General features: G+C 57.6%; 17 protein-coding genes. 6 read left to right on the top strand and 11 right to left on the bottom strand.

Annotated features, from left to right (window positions below; all coding sequences use genetic code 11):
- Window positions 1-115: 115 nt before the first annotated feature.
- Complete coding sequence (locus JL015_RS19535) at window positions 116-1,132, top strand: DNA-binding protein (RefSeq protein WP_201019594.1); 1,017 nt, start codon at window positions 116-118, stop codon at window positions 1,130-1,132.
- A gap of 146 nt (window positions 1,133-1,278) precedes the next feature.
- Window positions 1,279-2,307: an ABC transporter substrate-binding protein gene (locus JL015_RS19530; RefSeq protein ID WP_201019593.1), complete on the top strand. Its 1,029-nt coding sequence runs from the start codon at window positions 1,279-1,281 to the stop codon at window positions 2,305-2,307.
- 88 nt (window positions 2,308-2,395) lie between these two features.
- On the opposite strand, the gene JL015_RS19525 is transcribed toward JL015_RS19530, so the two are convergent.
- From JL015_RS19525 to JL015_RS19515, 3 genes are all read right to left on the bottom strand, one after another.
- Complete coding sequence (locus tag JL015_RS19525; protein ID WP_201002144.1) at window positions 2,396-4,783, bottom strand: TonB-dependent receptor plug domain-containing protein; 2,388 nt, start codon at window positions 4,781-4,783, stop codon at window positions 2,396-2,398.
- 326 nt (window positions 4,784-5,109) lie between these two features.
- Window positions 5,110-6,147 (bottom strand): NADP(H)-dependent aldo-keto reductase, encoded by a 1,038-nt coding sequence (locus JL015_RS19520; protein WP_201002142.1) that lies wholly within the window; start codon window positions 6,145-6,147, stop codon window positions 5,110-5,112.
- Window positions 6,148-6,282: 135 nt separating this feature from the next.
- Window positions 6,283-8,094, bottom strand: coding sequence for an ABC transporter ATP-binding protein (locus tag JL015_RS19515; RefSeq protein ID WP_201019592.1), 1,812 nt, complete (start codon window positions 8,092-8,094; stop codon window positions 6,283-6,285).
- A gap of 89 nt (window positions 8,095-8,183) precedes the next feature.
- On the opposite strand from JL015_RS19515, the gene JL015_RS19510 reads away from it, so the two are divergent.
- Complete coding sequence (locus JL015_RS19510) at window positions 8,184-8,615, top strand: DUF1810 domain-containing protein (protein WP_201019591.1); 432 nt, start codon at window positions 8,184-8,186, stop codon at window positions 8,613-8,615.
- Window positions 8,616-8,620: 5 nt separating this feature from the next.
- Here JL015_RS19510 and JL015_RS19505 read toward each other — a convergent pair whose 3' ends face one another.
- The 6 genes from JL015_RS19505 to JL015_RS19480 all read right to left on the bottom strand — a co-directional run bounded on the left by JL015_RS19505 (window position 8,621) and on the right by JL015_RS19480 (window position 15,502).
- Window positions 8,621-9,694 (bottom strand): DUF1615 domain-containing protein, encoded by a 1,074-nt coding sequence (locus tag JL015_RS19505; RefSeq protein ID WP_201019590.1) that lies wholly within the window; start codon window positions 9,692-9,694, stop codon window positions 8,621-8,623.
- Window positions 9,695-9,748: 54 nt separating this feature from the next.
- Window positions 9,749-10,657, bottom strand: coding sequence for a glutaminase B (glsB, locus tag JL015_RS19500; protein WP_201019589.1), 909 nt, complete (start codon window positions 10,655-10,657; stop codon window positions 9,749-9,751).
- A 119-nt stretch (window positions 10,658-10,776) separates the two neighbouring features.
- The gene (locus JL015_RS19495) at window positions 10,777-11,595 is read right to left on the bottom strand and encodes a class II aldolase/adducin family protein (RefSeq protein ID WP_201019588.1); all 819 of its coding nucleotides are present in this window, start codon (window positions 11,593-11,595) and stop codon (window positions 10,777-10,779) included.
- A gap of 191 nt (window positions 11,596-11,786) precedes the next feature.
- A complete protein-coding gene (gene gorA / locus JL015_RS19490; RefSeq protein ID WP_201019587.1) occupies window positions 11,787-13,151 on the bottom strand; it encodes a glutathione-disulfide reductase in 1,365 nt (454 codons plus the stop codon).
- A gap of 105 nt (window positions 13,152-13,256) precedes the next feature.
- Complete coding sequence (gene galU / locus JL015_RS19485) at window positions 13,257-14,096, bottom strand: UTP--glucose-1-phosphate uridylyltransferase GalU (protein WP_025259916.1); 840 nt, start codon at window positions 14,094-14,096, stop codon at window positions 13,257-13,259.
- A gap of 44 nt (window positions 14,097-14,140) precedes the next feature.
- Window positions 14,141-15,502, bottom strand: coding sequence for a UDP-glucose dehydrogenase family protein (locus JL015_RS19480; RefSeq protein ID WP_201019586.1), 1,362 nt, complete (start codon window positions 15,500-15,502; stop codon window positions 14,141-14,143).
- A 184-nt stretch (window positions 15,503-15,686) separates the two neighbouring features.
- On the opposite strand from JL015_RS19480, the gene JL015_RS19475 reads away from it, so the two are divergent.
- A complete protein-coding gene (locus tag JL015_RS19475) occupies window positions 15,687-15,968 on the top strand; it encodes a hypothetical protein (protein ID WP_025259914.1) in 282 nt (93 codons plus the stop codon).
- A 7-nt stretch (window positions 15,969-15,975) separates the two neighbouring features.
- Here JL015_RS19475 and JL015_RS19470 read toward each other — a convergent pair whose 3' ends face one another.
- On the bottom strand, window positions 15,976-16,326 hold the full coding sequence (locus JL015_RS19470) for a hypothetical protein (protein ID WP_201002128.1): 351 nt from the start codon (window positions 16,324-16,326) through the stop codon (window positions 15,976-15,978).
- Window positions 16,327-16,498: 172 nt separating this feature from the next.
- Between JL015_RS19470 and JL015_RS19465 the strand changes: the two genes are divergently transcribed.
- Together JL015_RS19465 and JL015_RS19460 are read left to right on the top strand one after the other, a co-directional pair.
- Window positions 16,499-16,804, top strand: coding sequence for a DUF1883 domain-containing protein (locus JL015_RS19465; protein WP_201002126.1), 306 nt, complete (start codon window positions 16,499-16,501; stop codon window positions 16,802-16,804).
- A gap of 16 nt (window positions 16,805-16,820) precedes the next feature.
- Window positions 16,821-17,000, top strand: coding sequence for a hypothetical protein (locus tag JL015_RS19460; RefSeq protein ID WP_201002124.1), 180 nt, complete (start codon window positions 16,821-16,823; stop codon window positions 16,998-17,000).
- Window positions 17,001-17,117: 117 nt separating this feature from the next.
- On the opposite strand, the gene JL015_RS19455 is transcribed toward JL015_RS19460, so the two are convergent.
- Entirely contained in the window at window positions 17,118-18,938 is a 1,821-nt protein-coding gene (locus tag JL015_RS19455) for a glycoside hydrolase family 15 protein (RefSeq protein ID WP_201019585.1), read from the bottom strand.
- Window positions 18,939-18,949: the final 11 nt, after the last annotated feature.

The following is an 18,949-nucleotide window of genomic DNA, read 5'->3' as shown; positions in this document are numbered from 1 at the left end:
GGGATAATACGCTAATATCACAGGTTAATTAATTGCAGACTTCACGCTGATTTACGATTTAATATAGTATGTAATTACAGGGTACATACCACAGTACGAAATCGTAGGAGACAGCATGGCTCGCGGCGGTGTAAACAAGGCGCTGGTGAACAAGGCACGGCTTGCCCTGCTCTCTCGCGGGGAAAACCCGAGCATCGATGCCGTACGGGTCGAAATGGGCAATACCGGCTCGAAAACCACCATCCATCGTTACCTCAAGGAGCTGGATGAAACCGACACGCCCGCTCCTGCCATCAACGATGAGCTGACGGAACTGGTTGCCCGGCTTGCCCAACGCTTGCAGGAACAGGCCCAGGGGCGCATCGACTTTTCTTCGGCAGAGCACGACGCCAATCGCAAGGCCATGCAACAGGACCTTGCGACAGCGCAGCAGCGTATCAATGAGCTGCAAGAGCAACTGGCACGGCAGACCGAAGCTTTCGAGCAACAGAGCACCGCCCTGCTCCACCAGCAACAGGCACGGCAAGGCGAGCAGATGGAGAATGCCCGACTGCTTCAGGCCAATCAGGATCTGGAAGCGCGCCTGCAAGACAAGGACGGGCAGATTCGTTCGCTGGAAGAAAAGCATCGGCACGCCCGCGAAGCGCTGGAGCACTATCGAAACTCGATCACGGAACAACGCACTCAGGAACAACAACGCCACGAAGGTCAGCTACAACAGGTCCAGATGGAACTGCGCCAAGCCCAACAAAGCCTGATGATGCGCCAGGAAGAAATCACCCGCCTGAACCGGGACAATGAGCGACTGCTGACAGAGAGCCGCAACGTGGCACGGGAGCTGGAAAGCCAGAAAGACTTGCTGAGCAAAACCACTCAACAAGCCGCCAGCACCAGCGAGCAGTACCAGCACTCACAGACCCAATGCGCCCTGTTCGAAGAACGACTGCGCACCACTCAGGACGAGAACACTGAACTCAAGCAGAGTCTGGTCGACACACGACAGCAGAATCGCATGCTGGAATTGCTGCTGATAAAGAAGGAAGTCGCACTGGAAAATCTGCGCGAGCCTGATGAAAAGCCAAAACCGAAAAAAACCTCAGGCCCGACCACAAAGGCAAAGCCGGATAAATAAAGAGCACCGCCCAATATGCACAACAATGATAAATAGCCACTATCGATTCATCATATAAATATTCTTAAATGTTATTTAAATAACATTTTTTATGCATATAAGCTCACTCCACACCTGAATATATCCCTCGAAAGCTGGAGCCTTGTATGCAAAAACCCACGAAACGCCTGTCTCGCCTGGCAACCGCCATCGGCCTGGGTGCTGCACTGATGTCCGGCGCGCTGATAATGCCTGCCACTGCGCAGGCCGAAGGTGAAATACGGATCGCCGAACAGTTCGGCATCGTCTATCTGCTGCTCAACGTTGTTCGCGACCAGAACCTGATCGAGAAGCACGGCAAAGAGGATGGCCTGGAGATCAAGGTCGACTGGACCCAGCTTTCCGGCGGCTCGGCCGTGAACGATGCCTTGCTGTCAGGCTCCATCGATATCGCAGGCGCCGGCGTCGGCCCGCTGCTGACAATCTGGGACCGCACCAAGGACAAACAGAACGTCAAGGCCGTCGCCTCGCTGGGTAACTTCCCGTACTACCTGGTCAGCAACAACCCCAAGGTCAAGACCATCGCCGACTTCACTGAAAAGGACCGCATCGCCGTGCCGGCAGTGAGCGTTTCCGTACAGTCGCGCTACCTGCAATATGCAGCAGCCAAACAATGGGGCGACAAGGAATACGCCCGACTGGACAAGTACACCATCAGCCTGCCTCACCCTGACGCTGCCGCCAGCCTCATCGCCGGTGGCACCGAGCTGACCGGGCACTTCTCCAACCCGCCCTTCCAGGAGCAGGAACTGAAAAACCCTAACGTGCATGTCGTGCTCAACACCTACGACCTGCTGGGGCCAAACTCGCCAACCGTACTGTTCGCCACCGAGAAATTCCGCAAGGAAAACCCGAAGACCTACAAGGCATTCATTGAAGCGTTGTCGGAAGCCGAAGACTTTGTCCGCAAGGACATCGGTGCTGCGGCAGACACCTACATCCGTGTCACCAAGGCCAAGATCGATCGTGCCGAACTGCTGCAGATCATCGACAAGCCCGAGTTCCAGTTCACCATCACCCCGAAAAACACCTACCCGCTGGCCGAATTCCTGTACCGCGTCGGCGCGATCAAGAACAAGCCAGAATCATGGAAAGATTATTTCTTCCAGGATGCCAAGCCGCTGCAAGGCAGCTGATCCAACCGCCTCACCCCGCCTGATGGCGGGTTCTACAGACAAAAAAAATCGCCCCCGCCATAAGCGGGGGCGATTTTTTTAACAGCGATTACCAGTTATAGGTGGCACGTGCGTAGTAAAACGCGCCGCTATACCCATAAGGTGAAAAGGTGCTGTAAGCCAGGTTGCCGCCACTGGAAGCAAACTCGTTCAGCTTCTCCGGGTAAACGTCGGTAACGTTGTCGCCACCCACTGTGAAGACCCAGTTCTTGAGTTTGTAATCCACTGCCAGATCCAGCAGCCAGGCAGCCTTGAATGTCTGGTCGTTGACCTCGGCAGCCTGATAGCTGGTGAACTCGCCATAACGCACCAGGTTCGAGTGCAGCGTCCAGTTGCCGATCGTGAAATCGTTGGCCAGCGTGAGTTTATGCTGCGGCGTGGTATCACCCAGCAGGCCGATACGCTCGCGACGATCCACACGCACCAGGTTGACGCCCAGTTGATCGAGTTCCGGCGGGTTGGCTTTTACGTCAGTAACTTTGGTGTGGTTGTAGTTGTAGCCCAGGGTGCTGTTCCAATCCACACCGTTATCGAACTGATAGCGGTAGTTGGCAACCAGATCGATACCATCGGTGCTGGTATCGGTGGCATTGGTGAAGTAACGGACACTGGTGTAGTTGATGTCAGTGATACCGTTGGCTTGCAGGTAGTTGGTTGCAGCGTTGTTGAGCACCAGGTTGGAGGACAGCGAGATACGGTCACGGATGTCGATACGGTAGACGTCCGCAGTCACGGTCAGATTGTCCAGCGGCTTGAGCACCAGGCCCAGGCTGTAGTTGCGGGACTTCTCGGCCTTGAGATCTTCAGCACCCAACAGTTGGGCCACATTGCTGTTGGCCGGGAACGTACCCGCTTCCTGGATGGTGTTGCCGATCAACTGCGACGAGGTATACGTGAAGTTCTGCTGAGCCAGCGATGGCGCGCGGAACCCTGTCGAAACGCTACCGCGCAAGGCGATACGCGGCGTGAAATCGTAACGCGCCGAAACCGAGCCACTGGTATTGGAGCCGAAGTCACTGTAGTCCTCGCGACGCACAGCAGCCGAAACCCCGAGCTTTTCAGTGATATTGGTTTCCAGGTCCAGATACTGGGCAATGTTATGCCGCGAATAGCTGCCCGCATCCGCTGCGCGGAAACCGCCAAGCCCGGAGCTACCGGTCTGGAAGTAGGACTCGGCCTGACCCGCCTCGATCTGATAACCCTGATGCAGATACTCGGCACCGAACGCCACCGACACTGGATACGGCAGCCACGCAGCACTGAACTCACGGGACAGATCCAGGCTGAGCTGCTTCTGGTCGTTGGTCAGCGTACCGTTGTAGAACGAGCGCGGAGTGGCCAGACCCAACGAGGTGTTGATGGTCTTGGTGCGCAACTCGTAAGAGTTCTTGCCGTAGTTGGCAGACAGGTCGTAATGCCAGTTATTGGCAAGCTCGCCACGCAAACCGGCGACCAGCGTCGTGTCTTCCAGGGTGCCGCGAATCAGCGGCAGGTAACCATTGGGGAAAATCGCAGGAATGTTGTTACCGGCATTGCTGGCCCGGTAGAACGCTGCCGTTTCACCGCGACGCTTGCTGTAGCCGCCAAAGCTGTAGAACTCGGCAGCATCGCTGAAGGTGTAGCCACCGTTGAACTGGATCTTGCCTTCTTCGGTTTCCGGCTCACCCTGACGGAATACATGCTGACCGTAGGTGGTAGAACCGACGCTTGCAGGGCGGAAGTCATTACCGGCACGGTCGGTGTAATCGTTATTTGCGCCTTCGCCGGAAAGGTTGAGGAAGCCATTGCTGCCCAGGGCAAAACCGGTGTTACCCGAAATGTTGCGCTTGATCCCGTCACCCTTCTTGTACTGACCGTACTGAGTGGAGATCGAACCACCGTGATCACCCTCTTTAAGGATGACGTTGATAACCCCGGCGATGGCGTCCGAGCCGTAGCGCGCCGACGCACCATCACGCAGCACTTCGATATGATCGATGGCCGACAGCGGAATGGCGTTCAGGTCGGCAGGTGCCGAGCCACGGCCGACCGCACCACCGAGGTTGACGAAGGCCGAAGTATGACGACGCTTGCCATTGACCAGCACCAGCACCTGATCAGGCGAAAGACCACGCAATTGCGCAGGACGAGTCAGCTCAGCACCGTCGACCAGACTGGGACGCGGAAAGTTGATCGAAGGAATCAGGCGCGCCAGTACCGCACCCAGCTCTCCAGAGCCGGAACTGCGCAGGCTGTCGCCGGAAATGACGTCGATAGGTGACAACGAAGCGCTTGCGGTGCGCTCCTGAGCCCGAGTGCCGGTCACGATAACCGTATCGAGCGTCTTGCTCTCTTCTTTGGCCTCTTCGGCCAACGCTGCGGCGCTCCAGGTTCCGGCAGTCAGCAAATTGGCTGACAAAATGGCCGTCCCCAGCACGTGTCGTTTAAAGCTCCCCATACCGCTCCCCTTTTAAATCCCTGACCCAGGCCTCTCTGCCTGGGTAACAACGAGCGATCCGTGCGGCGGACGGTAGCGTTCATTGATACGTAATTAGGTTCTCCGGTGGTCCGATGCCTTATAGCTTAATGCCATTAAGTGTAAGTTTTTAAATACCATTAATGCATAAGAAGCTACAAATGGGTTTGCAAGCGCACAAGACAGGGGCAAACCCATTCGCGAACGCGAATTTGCGCACCAAAACAGGGAGTTTTCGGGAGGGGGATTTAGCCTTTCATGCTCAGTCGCGGGCAAGCCCCCTCCCACTATCGGGAGGGGGCAGCACTTTACGGAGCCGGGTTGGGTTGCCCGACATGAATCGCTTCGATACCGGCAACAACCTCATCGGACAGCGAGACATCGATGCTCGCCAGGTTGACAGCCAGTTGCTCCAGAGTGGTCGCGCCAATGATATTGCTGGTCACGAACGGGCGGCTGGTCACATAAGCCAGGGCCATTTGTGCCGGGTCCAGGCCGTGCTGACGGGCCAGTGCCACGTACTGCGCGGTAGCACGCACGGCCTGCGGATTGTTGTAACGCTGGAAGCGCTCGAACAGCGTCAGGCGGCCATCGGCCGGACGTGCGCCGTCGAGGTACTTGCCTGCAAGCACACCGAACGCCAGTGGCGAATAGGCCAGCAGACCAATCTGCTCACGAATGGCGATTTCCGCCAGGCCGATCTCGAAGCTGCGGTTAAGCAGGTTGTACGGGTTCTGGATGGAAACGGCACGCGGCAAGCCATGGGTTTCAGCCAGGTGCAGGAAACGCTGGGTGCCCCACGGGGTTTCGTTGGACAGACCAAAATGGCGAATCTTGCCCGCCTTGACCAGATCGTTCAGCACCGACAGGGTTTCCTCGATCTCCACTGCCGAATCGTCCGGGTCATGCTGATAGCCCAACACACCGAAGAAGTTGGTCTTGCGATCCGGCCAGTGCAGTTGATAGAGATCCAGATAATCGGTGTTCAGACGCTTGAGGCTGGCCTCCAGTGCGGCGGTGATATTGGCGCGATCCAGGCGCGGATTGCCATTGCGGATATGCTCCATGCGACCAGGACCGGCCACCTTGCTGGCCAGCACCCAATCCTTGCGATCACCATACTTCTTGAAGTACTCGCCGATGATGCTTTCGGTCTTGGTGTAGGTTTCCCCACGTGGCGGCACCGGGTACATCTCGGCGGTATCGATGAAGTTGACGCCAGCCTTCTTGGCCAACTGGATTTGCTCGAAAGCCTGAGCTTCGGTGTTTTGCTCACCCCAGGTCATGGTGCCCAGTGCGATGGCGCTGACCGAGATATCGGTCTTGCCCAATGAACGAAATTGCATCGATGACTCCGTCTTGTTCAGATAAAAACGAGCGCACTCCGGCGCCTGGCAAAGAGACCCTATAAAACGCCCTCAGGCCAGGGGCTGCAAGTGTTTTGTTGGTGTCTGCCAGCCAACACCTGCATGCCGGAACGCTTAGCGATAACCTTGCGCCTGCAAGTCGAACAGCGTTGCATAGTGGCCACCCGCAGCCATCAGGCTGTCGTGATCGCCACGCTCCAGCACCCGCCCCTGCTCCAGCACAACGATATGCTCAGCATTGCGCACACTGGAAAAACGATGGGAGATCAACAGCGTCATGCGCCCCTTGGCGTACTCGCGAAAGCGGTCGAATACTGCCGCCTCCGCCGCAGCATCCAGCGCAGCGGTCGGCTCATCGAGAATCAGAATGTCGGCATCACGCCGCATGTAGGCGCGGGACAAGGCGATCTTCTGCCATTGCCCGCCGGACAGTTCCTGCCCACCCTTGAACCAGCGCCCCAACTGAGTGGCATAGCCCTTATCGAGTTGCGCAATGAAAGAAGCGGCCATGCCTTGAGTGGCCGCTTCGCGCCAGCGACTCTCGTCATCGAAGGCCGTGATATCCCCCACACCAAGGTTTTCGCCCACCAGAAACTGGTAGCGAATGAAGTCCTGAAAGATCACCCCGATGCGGGTACGCAAGGCGTCTTCATCCCACTGCTGCAAATCACTGCCATCGAGCAGAATGCGCCCGCGATCCGGCCGATAAAGACGGGTCAGCAGCTTGATCAACGTGGTCTTGCCCGAACCATTGGCGCCCACCAGAGCAACACTGCGACCGGGTGCCAGATGCAGGTCGATATTTTCCAGCGCAGGCTGGCTGGAACCTGGATACGTGAAACTCACCGCCTCGAAACGCAGACCATCGCCGGGTGCAACACCTTCGATCAGGCTGCCGGAAGGCGCCTGAACCGGCTGCCCAAGGTATTCGTAGAGATCCGCCAGATACAGACCGTCCTCATACAAACCACTGATCGCCATCAGGCTGCTGCTCACGGCAGTCTGGCCCTGCTTGAACAGCACGAGATACATGGTCATTTGCCCAAGGCTGATTCGCCCATGCACGGCATCGACAATCACCCAGGCATACGTCAGGTAAAAGGCAGCGGTGCCCAGCAACCCCAGCAGAAACCCCCAACCATCGCGGCGAACGGTCAGTTGACGATCCTCTGCATACAGGCGCTCGAAAGTGTCCCGATAGCGCTTGAGCAATAGCGGCGCAAAACCGAACAGCTTGACCTCCTTGATATGCACCTCATTGGAGAGCAGCGCTTCGATGTAATTCTGCTTGCGTGTTTCCGGGGCGCGACGGGCAAACAGGCGGAAGGCATTGCCCGAAAAGTGCGCCTCGGCAAAGAAGACCGGTAACGCACCCAGCACCAGAATCAGCAGAGCCCAGGGCGAAAAATGCACCAGCAATACGGCAAAGCCCATCAGGGAAATCAGGTTCTGCATCAAGCCCAGGGATTTGGTCACCAATGCCAGCGGCCTGACCGAAGCCTCGCGCCGGACCCGCACCAGCTTGTCGTAGAACTCTGAATCCTCGAACTGCAGCAACGAGAGGGTCTGGGCCTTTTCCAGAATCAGGGTGTTGACCTTCTGCCCAAGCTGCACGCGCAGCAAGGCCTGCTGAACCGACAGCGCCCGCTGAGCGGCGGCCAATAGCGCCAGCACGCCCGCTTCGAGCAGTACATAGCGCAGGACCGGCCAAAGCGGCGCGTCACCGGTTGCCGTATTCAACTGGATGGCGGCAAGCACCGAGTCGACGATGCGCTGGCCCAGCCAGGCGGCCAGTGCAGGCAGCAGACCGGCAATCAGGGTCGCCAGCACCAGACCGAGGGACAAGGCCCGGGAAGTGGTCCAGACTAGCTGCATGGCGCGGATTGCCTGCTGCAGGAAGGAAGTCAAACGACGAGCAAAGGACATGCGTAAAAGAACTCTTGGAACAGGGATGAATTGAGAGCAGGCCTGATACCACAAAACTGCCCCGGCCCACCGTGAAAAAGAGGCACATCATGCACGATGCTTACGACCTGCAACGTTTCGTCGAGGCTCAGGAACCGGTTTTCCGGCAGGCGCTGGCCGAACTGGAGGCCGGTAGAAAACGCAGTCACTGGATGTGGTTTGTATTCCCGCAGATCAAGGGCCTGGGACATAGCGCCATGGCGCAGCGCTATGCCATCAGCAACCTCGATGAAGCCCAGGCTTACCTGCAACACCCTTTGCTGGGGCCTCGCCTGGAAGAATGCGCAAAGGCTATCGCGCCTCAGGTGCAGCGTTCGGCGCGACAGATTTTCGGTTCCCCGGATGACCTCAAGCTGCATTCAAGCATGACCCTGTTCGCAGCCGCAGCGCCGGAGCACCCGCTGTTCAAGGAAGTGCTGGACACCTTCTTCGATGGAGAACCGGACACCATGACGCTGGAGAAACTGCAAGCCTTTCCCTGAAGCCTTCAAACGCCTGCCGAAGAGCGCTGCATGCAGCGCTCGCGTCGCTCATCGACGCGCTCCGCAAACCAGGCCGTCGTCAGTTTGCGTGTGATCTTCGGACTTTTCAGGACAATGCCGGGCAAGACGGCCCGAGGCAGCGGCTTGCCCTGAGTCTTCTGCGCCAGTTCAAAGACCCGGGTGTAAAGCCGGGTTTCCTCGAACTCAAAAGTGTCGCCCTGCTTGAGCTGGTTCCAGATGGCCGAATTGCTCATGTCCAGACGAGCTCCCAGGGTACGGACAGCCAGCTCCGTGGAACCCGGCGAAGTCGAATCGTAGCGGATCAGGTCGCCATCCAGCGCCAGCTCGATACCCGTGGCCCGGCTGACTGCATTCTGGAAAGCGGCATTGCGGCTCGCGTACCAGCCCGCATTGAAGTCCGCAAAACGATAGATCGATTGCGTGTAGTTCGCCGGATAGCCGAGCAGATGAGCAATGCCGAAGTACATGCCGCCACGCCGGGTAAAGACCTCACGGCGGATGGAACCATCGACCGGATACGGATAATTGGCTGCCTGCTTTTCAGCAAAGGCAATGCTGACCTGCATGGGCCCGCCGGTGCGCACCGGATTGAAATTACCGAACAGGGTTTGCCCCAGCGGCACCATGCCGATGAAGTCATCGAAAATGGCGCTCAGCTCTTTTTCGGTGCGGGCCGCATCCAGTCGCGCGCCATAGGATTTGCCGCTGGGCGAACGGATACGCAGGGCCGCATTGACCAGCGCTGCCGGAATATGCAGCCGTGAGGCGCGCCGATCGATCTCGGCACGGGCGATCTTCGCCATTCCCGGCACCGTCGGATCAACCTGATAAGTGGACTCCTGCTCGGTCACTGCCAGCACGGAACACAGGTTCTCGGTGCTCAGATCGATCCTCTGTGCCACGAAGGCGGCATAGATATCGTTCGCCCACGCCTGACGATCCGGGGTCTTGGCCGGCATCAGACGCACGATCTGTGCCCGCGCCTGATCAGGGCTCAACTCTGGCTGTTGAGCCCGTTGGGTACTGCATCCGGCAATCGCCAGCGTAAGGCTCATCATGAGCGTTCCAGACTTCACTCCATTCACTTGCTTACCTCTCACCTCAATACAGGCCTAGAACACAGACCACTCAATCCTCGCACTCAGTTTCTCCAACGCTGCCATACCGACCAGCGAATTGCCTGCCGCGTTCAATTCCGGGGCCCAGACACAGACAGAAAAGCGCCCAGGCACAACGGCAACGATACCGCCGCCCACGCCGCTCTTGCCCGGCAAGCCCACCCGATAGGCAAAATTGCCGGCTTCATCGTAAAGACCGCTGGTAGCCATGATCGAATTCAATTGCGTGGCCTGGCGAGCCGTCAGGATCTGTGCGCCGCTATGGGTACAGAAACCCTGATTGGCCAGGAAACCAAAGGCACGCGCCAGGTCGATGCAGTTCATGCTCAGCGCACAATGATGGAAATAGCTGCGCAGCACGTCTTCGACATCGCCATGAAAGTTATCGAAGGATTTCATGAGGTACGCAGCCGCAGCATTGCGCGAACGATGCTGGTATTCGGACTCTGCGACCTTGGCATCGGAAATGATGGAGGGGTTGCCACACAGGCGCCGCACGAAGTCCCGCATCGACAGCGAGGGGGCGGCAAAGCGTGCCTGATTGATATCACAGATCACCAACGCTCCTGCGTTGATGAAAGGGTTGCGCGGCCTGCCCCGCTCGAACTCCAGCTGGACCAGCGAGTTGAATGGCTGGCCGGAAGGCTCATGCCCCAGACGCTTCCAGATATCCTCGCCGGAATGCCCGATAGCCTGGACCAGGCTGAAGACCTTGGAAATACTCTGGATCGAAAACGGCGTGGCCGCATCACCGGCGTAGAACACCTCGCCGCTGTTGCTATAGACCGCGATACCCAGTTGATCGGGGCGAACTTCACCCAACGCAGGAATGTAATTGGCAACCTTGCCCTGACCGAGCAAGGGCCTGACTTCATCAAGAATTTCGTTCAGCAGGTTTTGCATGCATGCGCCCCGTGTTTTGGGTGCGCACACTACACCAACAATTGAAAACGAGCATCATCCAGCAAGGACAATGTCCCGTGATTTACAGACACCGTGAAAAAACCCGACCTCACCCGACATCAGGTCTTGTATTCGGTATCGGTGCGTTCAAGTTGACGGATCAGTGCATTCCAGTGCCTGGACACATAGGGCTCGTCACCATCCTTGAAGGCCTTGACCTGATTTTCCACGGTAGCGATCACTTCGGCAGGCGGGAAAACCAGCTCCGCATTGCCAGCGGCCTGAGCGGCGATCTGGATATTGCAGGCGTACTCCAGCGACTGCAGTTGCTGGAACGCATGCTCGACACTCACCCCGGCAGTCAGCAAACCATGGTTGCGCAGGATCATCACGCTCTTGTCGCCCAGATCCGCCACCAGCCGCTCACGCTCGTCCAGATTCAGTGCCACCCCTTCATAACCGTGATAGGCCACTCGCCCCGAGAACCCCAGAGAATGCTGGGAAATAAGCAGCAAGCCGTCCTTCTGGGCAGAAACCGCAATGCCGTCGCGGGTATGGGTATGCAGTACCGCCTGAAGATCGGGACGTGCGCCATGGATCGCACTATGAATCACGTAACCGGCATAGTTGATGCCAAGCCCCGTCGGGTCATCGACGATGGTGCCGTCGAGATCGACCTTGACCAGGTTCGATGCGGTAATTTCATCGAACAACAGGCCAAAGGCGTTGATCAGGAAATGCTCGTCCGGGCCAGGAACTCGTGCGGAGAAATGGGTGTAGATGTGATCGGTCCAGCGCTTGAGTGCCGCCAGACGATAAGCCGCCGCCAGCTTGACCCGCACTTCCCACTCCTCAGGCGAAACCCGATCCCGGACGCTACCTGATTTTTCCGGGCCTGGAATCCCTTGCTGGACTGGTAAAGCGCTGACGTTGCTCATGGTATTGCTCCTGAATGACTTTAAAGCCTGTCCCACAAGACTAAGCGCATAACAAAATCATTAAAAAGCACATTTTCTTATAAGCTAATTATGAAAAAAGCAAATATTAGAAGCACTGCAACATCGCTTGCAGCTTAAAGCTTGCGGCTTGTAGCTGGGCGCTAGCTACAAGCCTCAAGCTGCAAGAGGAGCTACAGCGCCCGCGCCACCGGCGTCCTCATCGTCACAAACTCTTCCGCAGCGGTCGGGTGTACACCGATGGTGTCGTCGAAGATCTGTTTGGTCGCCCCGGCCTTCAGGGCGATTGCCAGGCTCTGGACGATCTCGCCGGCATCCGGGCCGACCATGTGGCACCCCAGCACGCGATCGGTCTGAGCGTCGACCACCAGTTTCATGAAGGTCTTCTCCTGATCGCCGGTCAGGGTCAGTTTCATGGGGCGGAAGCGACTCTCGAAAATCTGCACCTGATGCCCGGCCTTGATGGCGTCTTCTTCGGTCAGGCCGACCGTGCCGATGTTTGGCAGGCTGAAGACGGCCGTCGGGATATGGTTGTAATCCACCGGACGATACTGCTCTGGCTTGAACAGGCGGCGAGCGACAGCCATGCCTTCAGCCAGTGCAACTGGCGTCAGTTGCACGCCACCGATCACATCGCCGATGGCCAGGATCGACGGCTCGCTGCTCTGATAATGCTCGTCGATCTCGATATAACCGTGCTCGTCCAGCTTGATGTCCACGCTTTCCAGCCCGAGGTTGTCGAGCATCGGGCGACGACCTGTGGCGTAGAACACACAATCCGTTTCCAGCGTGCTGCCATCCTTGAGGGACAGCAAGAGACTGCCATCGGCCTGCTTTTCAATACGCTCGATATCGCTGTTGAAGCGCACATTCATGTGTCGCTTGACCAGCTCTTCATGCAAGTGAGTCCGCACACCACCATCAAAACCGCGCAGGAACAAATCGCCGCGATAAAGCAGTGTGGTGTCGGCCCCCAGACCATTGAAGATCGAAGCGAATTCCACGGCAATGTAGCCACCGCCAACCACCGTCACGCGCTTGGGCAGCTCCTTGAGATAGAAGGCTTCATTGGAAGTGATGGCATGCTCGCGACCCGGCACGTCAGGCACCTGTGGCCAGCCACCGGTCGCAATCAGGATGCGTTCGGCACTGTAGCTCTGGCCGTTGATTTCCACGCGCTGCGGCCCCGTGATCCGCGCATGGCCTTCCAGCAGCGTGACGCCGCTGTTGACCAGCAGATTGCGATAGATACCGTTGAGGCGATTGATTTCGCGGTCCTTGTTGGCGATCAGCGTGGCCCAGTCGAATTGTGCCTCGCCCAGTGACCAGCCAAAGCCTTTGGCCTGCTCGAAGTCTTCGGAGTAATGGGCGCCGTACACCAGCAACTTCTTGGGTACGCACCCCACGTTGACGCATGTACCGCCCAGGTAGCGACTTTCGGCCACAGCCACCCGCGCGCCGAAACCAGCGGCGAAACGCGCCGCCCTTACACCGCCGGAACCGGCACCAATTACAAAAAGATCGAAGTCGTAAGCCATTACTGTCTCCTTAGCGATGAAACAGCATACCCGCTAAGCGCTCAGTCCAGAAATGACAAAGCCACCCGAAGGTGGCCTTGTCTTGAAGCATGTACAGGCGATGGATCAGTAAGCCTTGCCCGTTTTGTAGAAATGCTCGAAGCAGAAGTTGGTTGCTTCGATGTAGCCTTCGGCGCCGCCGCAGTCGAAACGCTGGCCCTTGAACTTGTAAGCCAGAACGTTGCCTTCGGCAGCCTGTTTCATCAGGGCGTCGGTGATCTGGATCTCGCCGCCTTTGCCTGGAGCGGTCTGTTCGATCTTCTCGAAAATGTCCGGGGTCAGGATGTAACGACCGATGATTGCCATGTTCGATGGAGCGTCTTCAGGCTTTGGCTTCTCGACCATGTCGGTGACACGGAACAGGCCTGGCTTGATTTCGTCACCGGCAATAACACCGTACTTGTTGGTTTCCTGAGGATCGACTTCCTGGATCGCGATGATCGAGCAGCCGTAATGGTTGTGCAGCTTGACCATCTGGGCCAGTACACCGTCACCATCGAGGTTGACGCACAGGTCGTCCGCCAGAACCACGGCGAACGCTTCCTTGCCGATCAGAGGACGACCGCTGAGGATCGCGTGACCCAGGCCTTTCATTTCTGTCTGGCGAGTGTAGGAGAAGCTGCACTCGTCGATCAGTTTGCGGATACCGACCAGGTATTTCTCTTTATCCGTACCCTTGATCTGGTGTTCCAGCTCGTAGCTGATGTCGAAATGGTCTTCCAGCGCGCGCTTGCCGCGACCGGTGACGATGGAGATCTCATTCAAACCAGCGGCGAGCGCTTCTTCCACACCGTATTGGATCAGTGGCTTGTTGACCACCGGCAGCATTTCCTTGGGCATGGCTTTGGTCGCTGGCAAAAAGCGAGTACCGTAACCGGCTGCTGGGAACAAGCATTTCTTGATCATAAAAGTCCTTGGTAAGGGCTGTTGGTGTTAGCGGCGCAGTCTAATCAGGCGGCGGTCACCTTACAATGCCCCGCCACTGGCCGTCCGATGCCATGGTAGAGGAATCCATGGGCAGATAGTTCCGCAAAATCATAGATATTGCGCCCATCAAAAAGCACGGGCATGCGCATCAGGCCCCGTACGCGGATGAAATCCGGCTGACGAAACTGCTTCCATTCGGTCAGCAGAACCACTGCATCTGCGCCTTCGACACAGCTGTACAGCGACTCGCTCAAGCGTAGCTGACCACTTTGCACGGCGCTGGAATAATATTCGGCCACCGGTCCAGTCGCCGCCGGGTCCGTGGCATGGACTTTCGCACCGGCCGCCAGCAAGGCATCGATGAGCACCAGGCTTGGCGCTTCACGAATGTCGTCGGTACCAGGCTTGAAGGCCAACCCCCACAAGGCCACCACCCGTCCTTGCATGTAACCGCCAAAATGCTGGAGCAAGGCCTGGAACAGCAAGGTCTTCTGGGTTGCATTGCGTTGCTGTACAGCGCGCAGGATCTGCGGCTCGAAACCCTGTTGCTCGGCCGTACGAATCAGGGCACGCACATCCTTGGGAAAACACGACCCGCCATAACCGCAACCGGCGTAGATAAAATGCGTACCAATGCGCTTGTCACTGCCGATACCACGACGCACCTGCTCGATGTCCACACCCAGATGAGCGCATAACCCGGCCATTTCGTTGATGAAGGAAATCTTTGTCGCCAGAAATGCATTGGCGGCGTACTTGCTGAATTCCGCCGCTCGCACGTCCATGACCAGGGCTCGCTCGCGGTTACGCAGGAACGGCCCATACAGGCGCTGCAACAATTGCGCGGACTCAGGCTCGGCACACCCCAGAATGACCCGGTCCGGCCTCATGAAGTCCTCGATTGCAGCGCCTTCCTTGAGAAACTCGGGGTTGCTCGCCACCGCTACACGGGCAGCCAGGCCACGGCGCGCAAGATGCCCGTTGATGCGCAGCGCCAATGTTTCGGCGGTGCCCACCGGCACGGTTGACTTGTTGACCACCAGGCAAGCCCGATTCAGGCATTGCCCCAACTGATCCGCGACTTTCAGCACATGGGACAGGTCTGCCGATCCGTCCTCGCTGCCGGGCGTACCTACGGCAATGAAAACAATCTCGGCCTGACGTACACCCTCCTCCAGGCTTGAGGTAAATCGCAACAATCCACTGGCCTGATGCTCCTTGAGCATGGGCTCAAGACCAGGCTCATAAATCGGGCACTCACCGCGCCGCAAGGCGGCAATTCTCTGCAACCGGGTTTCGACACACACCACCTGATTGCCCATTTCAGAAAAGCAGGCCGCCGTTACCAGCCCCACGTATCCGGCACCGATTATGCACAGTCGCATGTGTCGCCCCTCCATTGGGATTTGCGACGATTGCAACGCAAACCGATTGCAGCCCGGTGATGACATGACGACAGACACATGACAGAAGAATTATCATGCATTACATGGCGGAACGATGGCACTGGCGATCAGTCCAACCCTCGTATTGCAAACTCTCCCCCGGCCTTATCTTGAAGCGAAAAACATGATCAGAGTTCTGTCCATTATTGCTGTACTGGGCCTGACTGGCTGCGCAACCGCCTCTAACACCTACCTGAAGAATGGCAAGCAAGGCTTGAGCATCGACTGCTCAGGCGAAGCGATGTCATGGGCCAGCTGTTATGAAAAAGCCGACGCATCGTGCGCCGGCACCGGTTACGAGATTGTCGGAACCGATGGCACGCCACGGCCGGCCGAAAGCGAGAAAACCCTTGGCCTGGACGTGGGCAACTACAAGAGCCGTAGCGTGCTGGTGGTGTGCAAATAGATTTCGATCAGCCTGAAATACAGGCCTCAGCCGCGTTGCGCACATCCTTGAAACGCAGAGGCAGGTTGGAAAGACGTTCATGGACCTTGATGGAGCTGCCTCCGGAGCGATTCTCGACATAAATCACTGCGGCGGGGTCACTGCTGAGGCTCTGCGCAACGATGATGCGCAAACCGTCGCGATGACGCTCAATGAGCGGCGGCTCGCGGCTGTCGCTGATTTTTTCGACGAAGCAATCGGCATATTGCTGGGGCGTCTTGCCGGAAATCACGTTCAGGGTCGCAGGCGAATGCTCGATATCAGCAACGGTCGCACATCCGCTCATCGCCAAAGCCATGACTACAACGGCCAGTTTCATACAATCCCCTCCAAATTAAAGGTGCTACGACAAGCAAAGGCGCGATTAGATCCCAACCGAGCCACTTTTTACCAGAAAGACCGCAATTGACACCCAATCAACGGCAAATAGCGCGCGCCGCATGCTATCGTTTTGATTTTTCAGAATAAAGCCACGGCTTTCGGAGACACCCATGAAATTCGTACACCAGCGTGAGCATTTGAACGAGGACGATCTGGTCGTCATCCAGTGCTCGCAAACGTGCAATATCCGCCTGATGAACGATGCCAACTTTCGCAGCTTCAAGAACGGCGGACGTCACACCTACCACGGTGGCGCGTTCGACAAGTTCCCGGCCAAGATCGCAGCTCCCAGCACGGGTTTCTGGAATATCACCATCGACACCACTGGCCGCAAGCCAAGCGCGAATCCGGGGCACAAACCGCAATTCACCCACTCGATCAAGATCGTTCGTCGCTCGACCTCTCGCCTGAGCTGACACCCAAGGAGCTACTGTGAACAACCCTGCCAAAACGACCAAATATGCCGTCAGCTACAAGCTCAATGGCGAGCGCCGCTTCGAGTTTGCACAACTGCAATCCGCTTCGGCAGAAGAAGCGCGGGCTGCGCTGGAAAAGATGCATGGCCAGAGCGATGACCAAATCACCGACGTGAAAGTCAGCAAGGCTCTTTAACCGTAGCAGCCTGTTTGCGGGACCAATCGCCAGCCGACCAGATTCATTTTTCGCGAATGAATTCGCTACCTGCTGCCCCCACAGGAGCGACTTCAGTCGCGAAAAGGCCAGAAGCTTTCACACACAACCTTCAAAACCAGCCGATGCACGCGCCCTGAGCGGGCACTCCGCACGATGCAGGTTCAGCGCGGTATTGATGATGCCGATATGGCTGAATGCCTGGGGGAAGTTGCCCAGCATGTGCCTGCCGTGCGGCTCGTATTGCTCAGCCAGCAGGCCCACGTCATTGCACAGGCTGCATAAGCGGTCGAACAAGGCCCGGGCTTCCTGCTCGCGGCCCTGCAGGACATAGACATCGGCCAGCCAGAACGAACACACCAGGAAAGTCCCTTCGGTTCCCGACACACCATCGACACTGCGCTCATTGTCATAGCGCAGCAAAAGACCATCCTGCATCAGGGTACGCTCGATCCGCTCAACAGTGGCGACCACCCGAGGGTCGTTGGCGGGCAGAAACCCGGTAAGGGCAATCTGGAGCAGGCTGGCATCCATCTCCGTGGCGCCATAGGTCTGCACGAAACAGCCCAGTTGCGTATTGAAGCCATTGAGGCACACGTCGGCGTGGATCTGATCCGCTACCTCCCGAAAATGCCGCGCCAGGGCACGATCTTCTTCGGTGAGCGCAGCCTGGGCTATCTGTGTCGCATTACGGTCGAAGGCCACCCAGGCCATGACCTTGGAATGGGTAAAATGCCGCGGCTCGGAACGAATTTCCCAGATACCGGCGTCCGGCAAATGCCAGACCGTCTCCAGAAACGGCATCACTACCTTGGAAATCGCAATGCTGCGCGGGTGTCGCGGCATGCCGCCCTTGAGTGCCTGAATCATGGCATCGGCCACTTCGCCGTAGACATCCAGTTGCATCTGGGTTGCAGCACCATTGCCTATGCGCACGGGCTGCGACCCTTGGTAACCGCTTAGCCAGGGCAACTCATACTCCATCAACCGCCGCTCACCGCCCAGGCCATACATGATTTGTATCTGCTCTGGGTTGCCGGCCACCGAGCGCAGCAGCCAGTCACGCCACTCTGTCGCTTCCTCGAAATAACCCAGATTCATGAACGCCAACAACGTCATGGTTGCGTCCCGCAACCAGCAATAGCGGTAATCCCAATTGCGCTCACCCCCCAATTGTTCAGGCAGAGAAGTCGTCACAGCAGCGACGATACCGCCCGTGGGCTGATAGGTCATGGCCTTGAGGGTAATCAGCGAACGCTTGACCTGAGCAGTCCAGGGCCCGACATCAGGGCAACGATCGGAAAACTCTCGCCAGAAAGCCTCTGTGCGAATCATCGCCTGATCGGCATCGACATCGGGGAGTATCGGTTCGTATGAAGGCTGATAAGCCAGGGTGAAGACCTTGCGCTCGCCAGCGGCGACATGGAAGTCACTGCCGGTGTGGTGATCATGGGGCTGAAGGGAAACCGGGCTGCGTAACACGAGCATTTCCGGCCCGGCCACGGCAGTCAGAGTGTGTGGGTCCTTCTTTTCGACCCACGGCACCGTACTGCCGTAATCGAAGCGAATGGCAAGGTCCATGCTGAAGCGCACCCGCCCTTCAAGACCGACCACAATCCGCACCACCTGATTGTCGACACCCATAGGCATGAAGTCGATCAGCAGTGCGCAGCCGTTCGGGGTCGTGAACCGGGTTTCCAGAATCAGAGTGCCTTCGCGATAACAGCGCTCGACAGACGTGATCTCTTCTGCCGGAGCTATCTTCCAGCGGCCGTTATCGCTGTCGCCCAGCAACGCCGCGAAACAGGCAGGTGCATCGAAACGCGGAAAACACAGCCAGTCCAGCGAACCATCCCGGGCAACCAGTGCGGCAGTCCGGCAATTACCCAACAGTGCGTAGTCTTCAATCAGTGCAGCCATTCGAGAATGTC

The sequence above is a fragment of the Pseudomonas cichorii genome (assembly GCF_015471405.1).
Taxonomy (GTDB): Bacteria; Pseudomonadota; Gammaproteobacteria; order Pseudomonadales; family Pseudomonadaceae; genus Aquipseudomonas; species Aquipseudomonas serbiensis.
Note: the sequence above shows the minus strand (reverse complement) of the source record. Positions and strands in the feature narration are given on the sequence as shown.

What these genes read in the sequence shown, in the direction of transcription:
- JL015_RS19535 (WP_201019594.1), top strand. Translation starts at nt 116, where the DNA reads ATGGCTCGCGGCGGTGTAAACAAGGCGCTGGTGAACAAGGCACGGCTT.
- JL015_RS19530 (WP_201019593.1), top strand. Translation starts at nt 1,279, where the DNA reads ATGCAAAAACCCACGAAACGCCTGTCTCGCCTGGCAACCGCCATCGGC.
- JL015_RS19525 (WP_201002144.1), bottom strand. Translation starts at nt 4,783, where the DNA reads ATGGGGAGCTTTAAACGACACGTGCTGGGGACGGCCATTTTGTCAGCC.
- JL015_RS19520 (WP_201002142.1), bottom strand. Translation starts at nt 6,147, where the DNA reads ATGCAATTTCGTTCATTGGGCAAGACCGATATCTCGGTCAGCGCCATC.
- JL015_RS19515 (WP_201019592.1), bottom strand. Translation starts at nt 8,094, where the DNA reads ATGTCCTTTGCTCGTCGTTTGACTTCCTTCCTGCAGCAGGCAATCCGC.
- JL015_RS19510 (WP_201019591.1), top strand. Translation starts at nt 8,184, where the DNA reads ATGCACGATGCTTACGACCTGCAACGTTTCGTCGAGGCTCAGGAACCG.
- JL015_RS19505 (WP_201019590.1), bottom strand. Translation starts at nt 9,694, where the DNA reads ATGATGAGCCTTACGCTGGCGATTGCCGGATGCAGTACCCAACGGGCT.
- glsB (WP_201019589.1), bottom strand. Translation starts at nt 10,657, where the DNA reads ATGCAAAACCTGCTGAACGAAATTCTTGATGAAGTCAGGCCCTTGCTC.
- JL015_RS19495 (WP_201019588.1), bottom strand. Translation starts at nt 11,595, where the DNA reads ATGAGCAACGTCAGCGCTTTACCAGTCCAGCAAGGGATTCCAGGCCCG.
- gorA (WP_201019587.1), bottom strand. Translation starts at nt 13,151, where the DNA reads ATGGCTTACGACTTCGATCTTTTTGTAATTGGTGCCGGTTCCGGCGGT.
- galU (WP_025259916.1), bottom strand. Translation starts at nt 14,096, where the DNA reads ATGATCAAGAAATGCTTGTTCCCAGCAGCCGGTTACGGTACTCGCTTT.
- JL015_RS19480 (WP_201019586.1), bottom strand. Translation starts at nt 15,502, where the DNA reads ATGCGACTGTGCATAATCGGTGCCGGATACGTGGGGCTGGTAACGGCG.
- JL015_RS19475 (WP_025259914.1), top strand. Translation starts at nt 15,687, where the DNA reads ATGATCAGAGTTCTGTCCATTATTGCTGTACTGGGCCTGACTGGCTGC.
- JL015_RS19470 (WP_201002128.1), bottom strand. Translation starts at nt 16,326, where the DNA reads ATGAAACTGGCCGTTGTAGTCATGGCTTTGGCGATGAGCGGATGTGCG.
- JL015_RS19465 (WP_201002126.1), top strand. Translation starts at nt 16,499, where the DNA reads ATGAAATTCGTACACCAGCGTGAGCATTTGAACGAGGACGATCTGGTC.
- JL015_RS19455 (WP_201019585.1), bottom strand. Translation starts at nt 18,938, where the DNA reads ATGGCTGCACTGATTGAAGACTACGCACTGTTGGGTAATTGCCGGACT.